Raw genomic sequence first — 16,276 nt, 5'->3', positions numbered from 1 at the left:
AATTTCTTTATGATTCATACGATTTACTCCCTTCTATGATGTTTTGCACACTCTTAAAATCCAATTTCCCTAGCGCCACCTCTTGCATCAATCCGATGATTTGCTCGTCTGTATACGTGCCCTTTATGTGATGTGCTGCTGCGCTATGATTTTGTTTTTCCGCTTTTAAGGCCAAATGGTCAGATAGAGCTTGGACTGTCTGACATTCAAGGATTTCCCGGCCGGCCATCTTCAGCTGCGTGGTTTTTTCGATATGCCGCATCAATTTTCGGCCAAGAATTGAATCCATCCCATAATCCAGGAAGTTTCTTTTGAAATTGATTCGATCCTCAGATATGCCCAATTCTCGTGCTAAAAATTGAACAATGATCTTTTGAATATGGGTTTTGCCATTCGGCTCGCCAATCTCTGTTTTCATATCTTGTGAATGCTGTTTAACGGCCTCTGATTGCTGAGTGCCTGACGAAACCCAATACCGCTCCCTTGCAAATGGATAACCAGGTAAAGAAACCATCCGAACATCATCGCCATCATGAAGGAGTTCCCAAGGAATCTGATATCCTTTCACCCAGCAATCCGCGATGTTTTCCAAATTTCTTTCTTTTGCGAGAGCTTGCAGAACTGCTTCATCTTGTTCTTCTAAAATCCCTTCTGTATATCCTGTATAAAGGGATCTCTGTTGGCCTGATACCCCACCATTCTTCATTGCTTCCACATATTCCTTCAATTTTCGCACCAATTGCTCCTGATTGTTTGCAACGATCGCGAGCCTTGCTTCCATGGCTTTTCTCCCAACCTGAAGCGTATATGCCACATCAGGTAAAGAAAGGTTATGATTCTGCTCCAGATACGCAATCATGCGGCAGGCAGCATCCTGAAGCCGATCGTCGTTTTGGGCTGAAAGCACAATGATCTGCGGTGACCCTTGATGCCGCTGTGTGAGCGGCTGATCTTCCGGAATGTATTCTTCAATGACTGCATGTGCATTGGTGCCACTGATTCCAGTCGTGCTGATCGTTCCCATCCTCGGCTTCTGATTTTTCCTGATCCACGAAACGTTTTCTTTGCAAAGCACAAATGGGCTTTCTTTAAACGGAATATACGGGTTTTCCGATTCACAGTGATGAGTGGCCGGAATGATCTGGTTTTTCATAGCCATCAGCATACTGATTAAAGCAACCGTTCCTGACGCTGCAAATGTGTGTCCGATTAAAGGTTTAATTGAGCTGATCATACAGAATTGCTTCTGCTTCGTATATTTGCTGAACACGCTCGTTAACGCTTGGACCTCAAGCGGATCACCAAGATTCGAGCCGGTACTGTGCGCCATCACATATTGAATATCGAGCGGATTGATTTCATTTTTTTCATAAATGTTTTCGATCAATTCTGCCTGGCTAAAAGGATTTGGCGCAGTAATGCCGTTGGTTTTGCCATCGTAATTCACGCCGCTGGCCTTGATGCAGCCATAAATATGATCTTTATCTTCAATTGCCTTTGATAATGGTTTCAAGAGAACAGCAGCCACCGCTTCACCTGGCACAAGACCATTGGCATCCTGGTCAAACACTTTGCATTGTCCGTTCGGAGACAGCATTTCGGCCCTTGTCAGCGCCTCAAAAGACATGTGAGAAATATTCAAGCTGACGCCGCCCGCTAAAGCCATTTCACAATCCCCCTGACGCAGAGCTGAACATGCCTGGTGAATCGCCACCAGTCCAGATGAACATGCTGCTGTCAAAGCCATATTAGGCCCTTTTAAATCCAATGCGTATGCGATTCTCGCAGACAATGTGGCGTTTTGTGTTCCGTTAATGTAATCCGTATCTCCGGTTAGATGCGCATATTCCCCTTCTTCCACACCTACATAAACACCGCAGGATTTTCCTTTTATCCGATCTCCCATATAGCCGGCGTCTTCAAACGTGTGCCAAGCTTCCTCTAGAAAAATGCGCTGGCGCGGATCCATGCTTTCGGCTTCTTTAGGCGATATTTGAAAAAACAGCGGATCAAACCGGTCTATGTCCTTCAAAAATGCACCCCACCTTGGCACTGCTTTTTCTGGATCTCTGTTAGCTCTCCCCCAGTCCCGGCGTTCGCCCGGAATGTCAGAGATACACGATTTACCGTTTTTCAGATTATCCCACAGCTCATGGACCGAATCAGCTTGAGGGAACCTGCCGCTCATGCCGATAATGGCAATAGGCTCATCGTGAACCTGCCGAATGCTTTGTTTACTGGTTTCCGGTTCTGGAGCTACAGGAATTGCTGCATAAGCTTCAGGGGGCTTTTGCGCCTCTGATGCATCATCCCGGTAAAATGCTTCAATCAGCTCTTTATGATCGGTTAAGAAAAAGCCGATCAATTCTTGTAAAGTCGAATAGCCGAAAAATAAAGCCGGTGTCACTTCGATGTTGAAATGCTTTGATAACACATTCGAAAATTTAGCCAAATAGATTGAATCAAATCCGAAGTCGGCCCAATTTTTGTTCAAATTCAGCTTGTCCTTTGAAATCTTAAGCAATGTGTGAATATGCTCTTTCAAGTCGTGTTCTAAACGCTTTTCAATGCTTAACGTTTTTACCTCATCCTTGTTTTCTTGTGCTAGAGGGGCTTGAGTGGCCGGTTCTGGAATAGCTGGTTCAGTCATTCCTAAAAATCTGCTGACACGGCTGGGCTGACCGGCTATCACGAGATGCTGAGCATCCTGCTGAGCTAGGATGTGCTCAAACATACGGATGCCTTCCTCGGCTTCTAGGAAGCGTTGGCCGCTTGATTTCAGGTACATATCCGTTGTTTCCTCATCACCGATCTTCATTCCGCCATCCTTCCATACAGGCCAGTTGATGACAAACGTTTTACCGTTATGCAGCTCATTTCTGTATTGTGCGTAAGCCATCTGAAACCTATTGCCAATCGCATAATCACAACATCCAAAATCCCCTAAAACCGCAGAAGAAGAAGAAAAATAACACATAAAATCAAGGTCTTCATTTTTAAGCCATTCATCAAGCGCTATCGTGCCGTTGATTTTCGGTTCAATGATGCGCTGGAAGCTTTCGATCTTTTTGTCAAAAATAGCAGAGTCGCTCTCGATCCCGGCTGCATGAATGACACCGTTGATGGCACCGAATCGGTCTTTCCCTCTTTTTACGCAGTCTCCCATTGCGATAGGATCAGACACATCTGCTTCTGCATACATCGCTTCGCCGCCTAGATTCTTTAATTCTTTTATTTGCTTTTGCTTTTCATCATTAAAAGGCGACCGCCCTGTCAAAATCAGGTTTGCGGCATAGTTTTTGGCCAAATGCTTGGCAAATAAATAACCAAGCCCTCCTACACCGCCTGTAATCAGGTAAGTACCGCCAAACTTCAATTTGCTGTTGTCCGGCTGTATCGTTGTCTGTTCAATGTGATTTACATATCGTTTCAGATTCTGATACAAAACCGTTTGTGCGGATGAAGCCTGTAATTCTGCCCATATTTTACGTGTCCAATCATCCATCGATCCTTGTTCCGCCGGCTGAAAGATTCCAGTCACTTTTGTGTGCGGGAGGACAAGCCCGAGTGAACGCTCGAAGCCAATCCATGATTCCAGATAGCTTCGGTCAAGACCGTCTTCAAAACATCCTGCCAGCAGCAGCCGTGAAGGATGAAGCTTTGCTGCGGACATACCTTGTAATAGGTAAACAATACAGGAATGGTCCTTTATACAGCGCTTGTCTTCCATAGGCCACATATAGAGGATTGCATCTGGCTCTCCAAGTTCTTCTTTAATGCTCTGGAAGGCCTTTTCAAAAGTAACGGGTTCTTGCCGCACAATCTGGTAGCTATATTCAGACTGTTTGCTGTACACTTCGCCCTGTGATATAAAAATGACCTTAGTGTCTTGATCAACGTTTTTCAGGGCTGAAGCAAATGCGTTTTGCTTTTCTCTTTCAGTCAGAAAACAGATGAGCGTTTTGATACGTTTCGATGTGAAAGTCGCCGGCTCTTCTTTCCACACTTCTTGAAAAGTCATAACCTTGAAAGGTTCTTCTGTTTGCTGATCATGATCCTGTTCTATAGACGCCGGAGCCTTTGCCGCGCCTGGTGCCCAGTAACGTTCTTTTGCAAATGGATATGCCGGAAGACTGATCCGGACAGGCGTTTGGGTGCCGTACAGCATGCCCCAGTCGAAAGACAAGCCTTTCACCCAAAGATCCAGCAGTTTCGTGTATTTCCCTTTGCTCATCCATGCTTCTATGATTTTTTCCGTATCCTCATCCGCTGATAAGACTGCTAACGCTTTTTTGTTATCATCGATACGATCCAGATACAGGCTGTCTGCTATGTTTTCGATAAAATCGTTCAACTTTCTCTCAAGATCCTCTAGTGATTCCGCTATAAATGCCAGCCGTTCCTCCATTGCTTCACGGCCTGTTTGCAAGGTATAGGCAATCCTGATCAGGTCTGTTTCGCGGTACCTTTTTTGTTTGATGGCTGTAAGCAGCTGTTTCGCTTTTTCTTGCAAGCGTTCCATGTTTTTGGCCGACAGCACAATCAGCGCTGGAGGATGGTCTTTCGGCGTTTGCGCCCCCGTTCTTGGAATATATTCTTCCAGGATGATATGGGCATTGGACCCTCCGGCGCCAAAACTGCTCAAGCCAGCGCGCCTAGGCACCTCTTGCCCGCCAATCACCGGGCGTTTCCATTCACCAAGTTGCTGCTGAACGACAAATGGAGTATGGCTGAACTCGATGTTCGGATTCAACCGCTGAGCATGCAATGATGGTGCAATTTGGCCATATTTAAACTGAAAAAGTATTTTTGTCAGCCCTGCAATTCCGGCTGCACTTTCACAATGACCGATATTTGATTTGCTGGAGCCGATCGCACAAAACTGTTTCTCCTGCGTATCTTTCTCGAATGCTTTTGTTAACCCCGCTATCTCAATCGGATCTCCTAATGCAGTGCCTGTTCCATGCGCCTCTAAATAACTGATGGTTCGGGCAGGAATGTCGGCGCGCTCCATTGCTTCTTTAATTACCTGTGCCTGTGCATGAGGATTTGGAACCGTGTATCCATTTGTTTTTCCTCCGCTATTAATGGCACTTGCCTTTATCACACCGTAAATATGGTCACCGTCCGCTATTGCTTGCTGCAGCGGCTTTAACACAATGGCGCCTACGCCTTCACCGTCGACAAATCCATCTGCATCATCGCCGAATGATTTACATGTATCACTAGCAGAGAGCATATTCATGACAGATAAATTCTGATAGTGAACCGGGTCGACAACTAAATTGACACCGCCGGCAATGGCACAATCACTCGATCCGCTATAGATGCTTTCCAGCGCTAAATGAATCGCTGTCAGGGAGGATGAGCAGGCTGTATCGACTGCAAGACTCGGGCCTTGGAAATTCAGTAAATAGGATATTCTGTTGGCGATAGACCAATAGCCATAGCCGGTCGGATAATTTTTGTTCATGACTCCGGCAAAGACGCCGATTTTTCTGCTTGAACAGAGCGAGTCAGGCGTGTATCCCGCGTCTTCAATACTTGCATAAACGGTTTGCAGAAATAATCGCTCCTGAGGGTCCATTCTTTCTGCCTCAAGCGGAGAAATCTGAAAGAATAATGGGTCAAACTTGTCCATATCCTTGATAAATCCGCCCCATTTCGTATAAATTGACCCTTCTTTTCCTTTTTCTTTATCGTAATAAGCTTTCCAATCCCAGCGATCTTTCGGAATTTCCTCAATACAATTTCTTCCTTCTTTTAGGTTGTTCCAAAAGTCTTCTGCTGTTTCCGCCTGAGGATAGCGTCCAGAAATGCCGATAATGGCAACGTCACGGCTTGCAAGAGTGTTTGTCGGTGTTTCTTTCTCCCCGCTGAAGCCAAGCTTGCGATAGCGCCGTGTTCTTTTAGCGGCCTGATCAGGTTTCTGTGAAGATTGGGTTCTGCTTTCGGCCGGTGTCTGTTGTTGAACTTGACGGTCAAGACCTGTTAATTTCATCAGCGCTTCTGTTTTTGTTTTGATGAAATGCTCCACTAATGCGTCAATGGTCTGGTACTCGAAAAATAAAGTGCTGCTTACATGGTCAAATTCTTTGCGCAATGTATTCGTCAGCTGGACAACAACGATAGAATCAATACCGTACTTCTCAAGCGGTTCAGATGACTCAATCTTTCCTGCAGGAATTTTCAACGTTTCCCCGATTAGTTTTTTCATATATTCTGTGCTTTTTTCTCTTAGGAGAGCATGTTTTGATTGTCCAGCTTCCTCTGAATCTATGGTATGAATGTAGGCTGGCTTCTGATTAGACGCTTGTGAAACATCCTTCTCCGGCAAGGTCACATTTTTCATCATGCGGCGAACCAGCCCGTTGCTTGAGGCTGCGACGATTTGGTGACTCAGATCATGTGCCGCCTCGGCCGGGAAAAAGACAGATTCAAAGCCTTCGCTTTCAAGTGCCGCTTTCCAGCTGTCAGGATGTAAGCCTGGACAGCCGGGAATCCGCACTGCAGGATCTTCATACAGCCACCAGCCTTCCAAAAGACCAAAGGTGATGTGAGGGAACAGGCTGTTTCCCGCCATTTCATTCAGCAGCAGCATTCCGTTGTTTTTCATTACTGCTTTTGTATGCCGCAGTGTTTGACGGATATTTTTTGTTGCGTGAAGGACATTAGCGGCAATGACGACATCATAGCCTCCCGCTTCAAATTCCTGCTGGTCAATCGGTTTTTCCACATCAAAAAGCTGATATGTCAGGTACGGATTTTCCGCCCCATATTCCTTTTCTGCATGCAGCAAAAATGCTTTAGACAGATCTGTATAGCAATATTCATTGATGTGCTTTTGATATGGTTTCAGTTTTTCAAAGATTCCGGCACTCGTGCCGCCTGTGCCTGCGCCTATTTCCATAATGCGAATCGATGCCTCAGGGTCGTGCTTCAGACGTTCATCCAGATAAGCTAATAATGTATCGGCAAGCACTTTATTAAAATAATCTGCCACTTGGTTATGCTTATAAATGCCCTCCACCAGTTCCATCGAGGAATGCGGGAACATGATATCTGTTGCAGGGACTTTCCCTGTCAAAATATCCGGTAATGCTTGCAGCATGGCCTCTGCTAATACAACCATCGCCTTTGTCTCGCTGTCTTTAAGCCACTTTTCTTTTTTCGCATTCCATTCTTGCCAAAGCAGCTCGATATCCTCTGCTTGGTCCTTCTTCACCAATGAATCTCCAACTTTCTTAAGATAGCCATGCTGCAAGAGAAATTCGCTGGTTTGCCGAATCCATTTTCCATAAAATTCACGAGTCTTATATTGTTGAAGACGTTCAACCGATAATGTATAACCATCAAACAGCCCGGCCGTTTGCAGCTGTCCTAACAACAGCCTGTAAAGAAGATCATCAAGCTCTTCATGTGTCACTCTTTGAAATCGTCCCGTAGTCGGCAGACGCTCCATCAGGCTCTCTGCATCTGCTGAAGGTTGCTCTGGATAAAGAGTGATGAATTCATTCTGATTCACGCCTTCGACTGCTACAGGCTTTGTCGTATGAATGAAAGCTGTTTGGCTGACTGGCCCAGAAAGCAGGGCTTCCAGCGCCTTCATAGCCTCCGCAGGCTCAATTAAACCTAAGCCGATTTGATTCATGAGCTGTACATAATGTTCATCCTCAGCCGCTTCACTATTCCCCCAATATCCCCAGTTCATGACTTTTACAGGACATGCCCAGCTCTGAGAAAGCTGGTGAGCAAAAGCATCTGCAAATGAACAGCCAGAGGCATAATGGCTTTGCTTCACATTTTTGATATGGGCTACAAGCGAAGAGAAGAATAAAACAAAATCTACATTCTCCTGGCGGAACACTTGGGCCATCCGAATACTGACATCGATCTTCGCCGCCAGTCCAGCGGTGAATTCTTCTGGCTTCATTTTTTCCAGGCTTTGCTCAAATAAAACCATCGCAGAGTGAACAATCCCGTGAATATGAGGATGGCGTTTTTTCACTTGATCATAAGCCTGCTGCAATGAATGCTTATCGGCTGCATCGGCTGCAATGTAGAAAGGCTCAGGGCCAAGCGCCGAAAGTCGGTCTATTTTTGACTGGATGGCAGCATTAAGTTGACTTCGCCCAATCCAAACGATTTGCGCCTGGTAGCGGCGGATCATGTACTCACTCCATGCCTCTCCGATATACCCGGCTCCTCCGATGACCACATAGACTCCGCCTTTCCGATATAGCGTGTCGCCTGACAGTGAGTGCCGATATGGGATCAATTGCTGCTGATGCCATTGCTGATTACGATAGGCCCAAGCATGGCCAAGGCGGTCAGCTGGGAGCGCAAACATGTGATTTACCGGCCATGTACAGCCTTTTTCAAGATCGAGAAGACGGATTTTCCAATGTGGATATTCCTTTGCCATTGTGCCGGCAAGTCCATGAATGCTTGCATGAGCGGGTTGTACTGCCTCATGTTGCGTAACCGGCTGCGCTTGGACTGTCACAAGAGACCATTCAAGTTGTTTCTCGCCATAGCCTAATTGCAGGCATGCTTTCACAAGCTTAAATAAGTGAAGAACAGCTTCTTCTTGTCCATCACTACCTATACTTCCCCGGTGTGACGGGGCAACACACAATACATGGTCAATCCTTCCGTACGCTTGCAGTTTGTCCGCTATTCCCTCAATGTCATCTGCAGGCCGGATATCGATAAAGGATACTTGCGGATAATGATGCTTTATTAATGCCCGATCAGCTTCAGCAGCACCGCATAAAACAACTCGTGTACCAGCAAACGAAGCATTATCCTCCGTATCTGAAGAGACTGGTTCCCAGACAGGGATCATCATCGTATGCCCGGTCAGCTGAGAATCAGTTAATAGTTTCGGCATTGAATGCTGCTCTCCATCAAGTGCCCGCATCGAGGCACCCTTCATTCGCACACAAACATGTCCGTTCTCATCACATAAATCAATATCATACTTTCTGACTTTGTCCTCCGCTTTACTGTCTGAACTGTATCGAATATAAGACCATATCTTCTCTGGACATGGGCTGAAAATATCAACCTCCTGCAACGCAAATGGAAGAGACAGCGTCTGAGCTTGTCCAGCGGCATTGACTGAGCTAACGATAAAACCGACTGTGGCATGGAACGCGGAATCCATCAAACTCGGGTGGAGCGCAAAATGTTGCTTGTCGTTTTTTAGAAAAGCGGGTAACGAGATTTTTGCAAGCAATTGATCTTTGCCGACATAGACTTTTTCAATCCCTTGATAGCCCTCTCCATAGTCAAGCCCAATCTTTCGAAACGCTGCATAGCATTGTTCTGACGTCACTGTGTCCAAACTGCATTCTGTCTGTATTGATGAAAGGTTTAAAATGGAAGTGTCCGCTTCATCTGAAATGACAGCGCGGCCTTGGCAGTGTATCGTCAAGGCTTCTTCTTTATGTTCAGAGCTGCTATAAATGTCAAAGGAAATGTCCCCGTTATCCTCAGGAAAAAGGCCAATATGTATTTCTTTTGGTTCACTTTCTATCGTGATAGGACGCACCCACACAATGTCTTTAAGCGACACCACTCTTTGTTCGCCGTCCAGATCGCCTGCAGCTTTTTCCGCTGCTTCCCTTGCCATTTCTAAATAGGCAACGCCCGGCAAAATCTTCTGTCCCTGTACAACATGATCTGAAAGGAAAAATTCCGTGCCTGTAAATACAGAGCTAAAGCGCTGCTCAGTAAAGTCTGATGTATTGCGGTGCACCAGCGGATGTAAGATATGATTCACAGTGCTGGTTTTCATTTCAGGAACCGGGATCCAGTAGCGCTCCCTTGCAAACGGATAGGTCGGAACACTGATCTTAAGCGGCTTGCGATCGCCGTATAGGTCGTCCCAGGTGACCCGCTTTCCTTGAACCCATGCTTTCGCCATTTCCATCATTTCGCTGTCTGTTGTCAAATGGTTATTCAGCGCATTTACCGATGTCGGCCCAGCCGCCTCCTGATTCTCCTTGGCTTGTCCGGTCCAGCAGCCCTTGATCTCTTCTTCTCCATTGGCAAACGCCCGAAGTTTAGCCGTTAAATCTTTTATGTCTTTTACGATGAAGGCCGCACGCTCCTCCATTTCAACCCGCCCTGCCTGCATGGTATAAGCTAACGCTAAAAGATTGACGTCCTCGCTAAGAAAATCAAGAAGTTTAAGAGCGTAAGCCTGCAGACGATCTTTGTTTCTCGCAGACAAAGGTATCACTATTTCTTCATTTTTCGTTAAAATCGTCTCTGAATGGCTCTCTGCCGGAATATATTCTTCCAAAATAAGATGCGCATTTGATCCTGAAGCGCCAAACGAACTTAAACCGGCACGGCGGGGATATGTGACGTCCACCCCGTTTTCTGTAAAAGATGGCTGCTCCCATTCCTTTGTTTCATGCTGGACAAAAAATGGGGTTTGATCGAGCTTCAAATAAGGATTCAGCTCTTCTGAATGTAATGAGGGCACCAAGGTTTTATGATGCAACTGCAGGACAGTCTTCGTTAAGCCGCTAATGCCGGCTGCAGCTTCAGCATGGCCAATATTCGATTTAACAGAACCGATTGAACAGAATTGCTTGTCCTGCGTATTGCGGCTGAAAGCTTTTACTAACCCCTGTATTTCAATCGGATCTCCCAATGAGGTGCCAGTGCCATGGGCTTCAACATAACTGATGGTGCGCGGATCAATTCCTGTTTTTTCTAGACACGCTTCGATAACATCAGCTTGAGCTACCGGGCTCGGTACTGTAATTCCGCTTACTTTCCCTACATGATTTATCGCACTGCCTTTGATGACAGCATAGATTCGGTCACCGTCCTGTTCAGCTTTTCGCAGCGGTTTTAGCACTACTGTGCCGACACCTTCTCCAGATACGTAGCCATCCCCGCCTTTGCCGAAAGTATGGCAATAGCCGTCACTTGAGTGCATCCCTACACTGCCATAGCTGATATATTTAGCCGGATGCAGTGACAAATTGACGCCTCCGGCAAGTGCGGCCTCGCATTCTCCATTCCGGATGCTCTCTATTGCCAGATGAACCGCAGTTAATGAGGAAGAGCAGACCGTGTCCACCGCCATGCTTGGGCCGTGGAAATTACAATAGTAAGAGACCCTGTTGGCGATTTGCGCATAATTCAGCGATAAAGGAAATGGATTGTGTTCTGATAGAGCTTCAGCCCCTATAAGGGAATAGTCCTTATGCATAACGCCGGCAAACACACCGACATGCTGTCTTTTATTTTCTCCCTGTGGTGAAGCAATTGTCTCTGGTGTATAACCCGCATCTTCAATAGCTTCCCAGCACGTCTCTAAAAATAACCGTTCCTGAGGGTCCATCATTTCCGCTTCACGCGGAGAGATTCTGAAAAATTGAGGATCAAAACAATCAGCATCCTCGATAAACCCGCCCCATTTTGACAATGGCTTGCCCGAAGGTGAATCCAGTCCATTGTTTTCTTTCCATTCCCAGCGTGAGTTTGGAATCTCTGTGATGCAGTCGGTACCCGCTTTAAGCTGTTCCCAAAATTCCTGTATATTTTTCGCCTTAGGATAACGTCCCGCCATTCCGATAATGGCTATGTCCTCCCCGATCTCTGGTGAAGAGGTAACACCATCAGGAGAATCCTTCATTGGTGAAGGAGATTGGCGGACAATGCTGTCCGCCTCTCCAATTGAATAGTGATCAGCAAGATGAGCAGCTAGTTCTGCAATTGTTGTAAATTCAAACAGCAGTGTCGGAGCAAGATCCGCTCCAACCTTATCTCCAATTTCCTGAACCACGGTAAGCAATGACGGGGAATCCAAGCCTAGCTCATAGTACCCAGCGTGGATATCCATTTGTTCTGCCGGCCTTTCAAGCTGCTTAGCAAGCAACTGACGCAAATACATTTCAAATGCGGGATAGTCCCGACTGATGTTCTGAGAGACAGCAGCTCTTTTTTCTTGAATTTCTTTTGGAGAATGAAAGGCTGACATATTCCGTACAGACTTGCCTGCAAATTGTTTCAGCTCGGCCACTTTTTGTCCTGATGAATTAAAATATTCAATCGTCATATAAGTGAGCTCTTTCTTTTGGCGCACAGATGAGGAGAGGATCCGTGCTGTACATCCTTTTTGCAATCGTTCTGAAGCAGAAAACGATTCATAATACAATGGCAGGTACATCGTTTGATCTGAGATCAGGCAGCTTGAACCTATGCCGCTGCCGTCAATAAGCGTCGGATGAAACAGAAAAGCTTCAGAATGGCGCAGGGCTTCCTGTCCAACTGCTAAATCAATTAAAGCACCCTCTTTGGTTTCATAAATCCGCCCTTTTGCCTTCATCATGCCGGTATGGACTAACTCCTGAGAACGGCATTGTTCATAGATTTCATCTAAATTCAGAATTCTGTCAGCTGTACTTTTCCACTGATTAAGGTCTATTGATTCGGCAAAAGCGGTTTGCTCTTTACGATGCATGTCAGCAGTCACATATTGTCTCTTGTCAGATAGTGATTCTCCATGCTGTTTTTGTCCGTCGATGATGATGGACCATGTCCCTTCCTTTCTTTCAGACACGTGAATGGTCAGGGCAATGTCATATGACTCATCTGCGATCAAAGGGTAAAAAATGGTCAGGTTTTTTAATTCAAGCTCTTGGTATGCATAACCATGTTCCTGGAATACTTGGTAGATTAAATCTATATAAGCAAGGCCGGGTAATAACGCTTGTCCATATACCTTGTGGTTGGACATGATTGGATTATTTAATGAAATGTGCAGTTGTTCAGTTATCATTTTCCCACTCCTCTCTTATTTGAAAGTTTTCCAAAACATATCTTTAGAAGCCCCTGTGTCTGAATACACTTTTTTCTGCACGTTTTGAGCCGATGGTTTGATTAAAACGGGCTGCCTATTTAATTCCGGTAAAGGCAGAGGTTTTCTTCTAATTGGACGCTCAGCCGAGTCTTTCCAACCTTCTATAATGAGATGGGCGTTCGTTCCGCCATCTGCAAAACAATTAATTGCCGCTGCCGGCGTTGTCTCCTTCCACTCGGCTTGCGATCTGCTGAAATACAAATCTGTTTTTTCTATATCAAAATACGGCATATTTTCATTACCTGACAGGAATGGAACCAATTGTCTATGCTTCAGCATTAAAGCTACTTTAATCAGGCTCGCAATCCCCTCTGCACATAATGGATGGCCGATGTTAGGTTTCACCGATCCCAGCCCTAACGGAGCCTTTGATTCAGAACGGTAAATGGACTGGATTGCCTTTAATTCAAGTAAATCTGTTACTGCCGACCCCGATCCGTTCGCTTCGAGATAGCTGATCTCTTCAGTCTTTTTGCCGCTTTTTTCAAGCGCTGACAGCATGACGTCCTTTTGTGCCTCGAGATTCGGAGATGATGGGCCAGCCGTTCTTCCATCATTATTAATCGCAGCAGCTTTAATGACTGCATATATGGAATCTCCGTCTTCAAGCGCTTGGCTGACGGTTTTGACGAGAACCATGCCCACGCCTTCTCCTAAAATGACACCGTCTGCCCGCTTATCAAAAATATGGAATGACGGTTTGTCACATAAAAGTCCGCGCTCATAAAACATTCGATGCGCATCAGCATCAAGCAAACTGACGCCGCCTACAACCGCTGCCTCAATATCTCCGCTTCGCAGAGCCTGAATCGCCATATTCAGCCCCACCAGCGCAGAGGAACAAGCGGTATCCAGGACAATACTCGGTCCCTTCAAGTCAAAAAATTGTGAGATGTTAGCTGCTAAATAGTTTTGTCCGCCAGCGACTATCGGATTTCTTGCTTTTGAAAGACTGACCGGATCAGGCTTGTGCTGGCTGCGGCCTCCTATATAAACACCAGCCCTCATGCCTTTCACTTCTTTCTCTGTATAACCGGCGTGATACCACAGCTTCAAGCTTTCCTCCAATACAGCCAAAGCTTGAGGGTCCATCGCTCTGACATCGTTTTCGGACATCATGAAGAAATCATGATCAAATCGGTTCATTTCATCAATGAGGCCCGCGTAATTTGGGCTGGAGTTCTCGAATCGTTCAGGCGGAACAGGCGCAATCGCAGACCGTCCATCACGTATTAGTTCCCAGTATTCCTCTAGGGTTTCTGCTCCTGGGAACCTGCAACTAAGACCGATGATAGCGATGTCCTCAGCAAGAAGTGCCGTTTTTTCATGGCTTATCTGTTGCGGCCGCTGTTCTGGCACCAGCTTCTGTTTCATTGCTGATTGCGGCTTGAGAGGTGTCTGTTTCTCAGGAACAGATGGCTGTAAAACAGCTGATATGTCATATTTCGAAATGAGCCAGTGTGCAAAGGATTCTATTGTCGGGTATTCAAACAAAATTGACGGATCAATATCTCCATTTAATTGTTGGTTCATCTGCTGTACCAGCTGGGCCAATATAATCGAGTCGATTCCGTATTCTTGGAAAGGTTCATCCGTTTCAAAGTCTTCTGCAGCTATTTTCAGTTCATCTGAAAAAAGAGTTACGAGCCAGTCGACTGTTTCAGGGAACAGGTTGCGAGTGCCGGTTTGCTCTTTCGTCTCAGGATGCGAGAGAGCTTCGACAGGCAATGACGGCTGCATTAGCTTATCCGGCTTCCAAACGTTTGTATCTGGTACTGCCGGCAGCACGACAGCATACTGTCTGTCTGATAGAATCTGGTCAAGCAGCTGTAATCCCTCGTCGTTTGTCAAACTGATCAATCCAGTTTGTTCTAAAGCTTTGCTTCGCACCTCGCCTAAACCGGTCTCCTTCCAGTTAGGCCACTGAATGCTTACAATGGGACATTTATCTTGATGAGCCTCCGCAAAATAATCCATAAAAGCATTTGCCATCGCGTAATCAGCTTGTCCTGCTGCTAGTGCAGGGATGGCCGCTGATACTGATGAAAACAAGGTGAAAAACGCCAATGGTTCATCCTGAAGCAGGTCAAACAACGTTTGCAGACCTTCAACTTTCGGTTCAAGCACCTGTTCGATCTCTTCTAGTGATTTTCTGATAAAAGCCGGGTTTTGTTTGTTCACCATCCCGGCACAATGGATGACTCCGCCAATCGCCCCCATTGTTTCGTGTATTGTCTTCAGGCTCTGTTCGACAGCAACCCTGTCTGTCAGATCCAGAGACAGCACCTGAACTTGCGCACCCATGTCTTCTAGCTCTTGAACGGCTTTTATTTTCTCGGCAAGCGAGGCCATTTTTACCGAATTCCACTGGTCACGCGGCGGAAGCTCTTCACGGCCGATAAGGACCAGCCGCTTAACGCCGTATGTTTTTACAAAATGCCGCGCACACAGCAAGCCGAGACCTCTTGTCCCGCCTGTAATAAGCAGGACTTTGTCTGTTGAAAACGATACTTGCTTATGACTAAGAGCGGCTTCTGCTGGCTGCTCTGCCAAATATGCTCGATATCGCTGTCCGTTTCGATAACAGACTTCTGATTCTGTGCTCTTGGCATAATATTCAACTGCAATCAGTCTGGCCAGCTCCTCAAAAGAGGTTTCGCATTCCATATCTGCATGTCTTGAAGTAAGATGGCTGTACTCGCTTTGAAGCATGCGGTATAAACCTGCCCGTGAAGCACCAGACAAAAGAACACCCTCATTTGCGTAGGCCTCCAGCCCCTTTGTTACACCCAAGATCGTCAAATGATGCTTGCTTGTACGTCCTTGCTCGATCAGCTTTTGGAGCCAGTTTATCCAGCCCATAGAATGCTCATGGCTCGTTCCGCACCCGATCAGATCGATTGCTCCAGCAACGTGTTCATAGTCAGCAGCAGATACCCGATCCAGCTCTTGGCTGTCAAATATACGGTATGTCGAGAAATACGTCGAAAGCTCTTCCGCTAATGCCATCGTCTCCTCATTTGCCAAAATGGCGACGGTTTGATTCGTCATTTCTGCCGGTTCAATCGGACAAGGCTGCCACTGTTTACGCAGAAAGCAGCGCTTTGGCATCAGTTCGGATTGAGGCAGAGCTGTAGCAATGGTTTCGTGTTCACCTTCTTGAGTTGGCAGCCAGTAATACTCTTCCGCGAACGGATAAGCAGGCAGGCTGATTCGGCGAGGCGTGTATTCCCGATAAAGCTTGTTCCAATCTATCTGCAGCCCTTTCACCCATAGTTCCGCTACTTTCTCCAGCCTTTTTTTCTCTATCCATGTTTGCAGCAATGCTTTGGCATCATGATCCGTTTCAAACAGCTTGATTTCGCTCTTCTTCGTTTTCACGTGAGC

Annotated in this window: 2 protein-coding genes (1 of these 2 cut by a window edge); both read right to left on the bottom strand. The window is 46.2% G+C overall.

The genetic code is table 11. The features are described from left to right. Positions 1–7: 7 nt before the first annotated feature. Positions 8–12,808, bottom strand: coding sequence for a polyketide synthase PksM (gene pksM / locus NYE56_RS08750; RefSeq protein WP_341283725.1), 12,801 nt, complete (start codon positions 12,806–12,808; stop codon positions 8–10). Positions 12,809–12,823: 15 nt separating this feature from the next. Continuing rightward, positions 12,824–16,276, bottom strand: the end of a protein-coding gene (pksL, locus tag NYE56_RS08745) for a polyketide synthase PksL (protein ID WP_341283724.1). 10,176 nt of this gene lie beyond the right edge of the window; only the last 3,453 of its 13,629 coding nucleotides appear in the window; its start codon lies beyond the right edge, outside the window; the stop codon is at positions 12,824–12,826.

The organism is Bacillus sp. FSL R5-0603 (genome assembly GCF_038050295.1).
GTDB lineage: Bacteria > Bacillota > Bacilli > Bacillales > Bacillaceae > Bacillus > Bacillus subtilis.
Note: the sequence above shows the minus strand (reverse complement) of the source record. Positions and strands in the feature narration are given on the sequence as shown.

Bases quoted from the DNA above. Each gene is read 5' to 3' on its own strand.
- pksM (WP_341283725.1), bottom strand. From the start codon at position 12,808: ATGATAACTGAACAACTGCACATTTCATTAAATAATCCAATCATGTCC.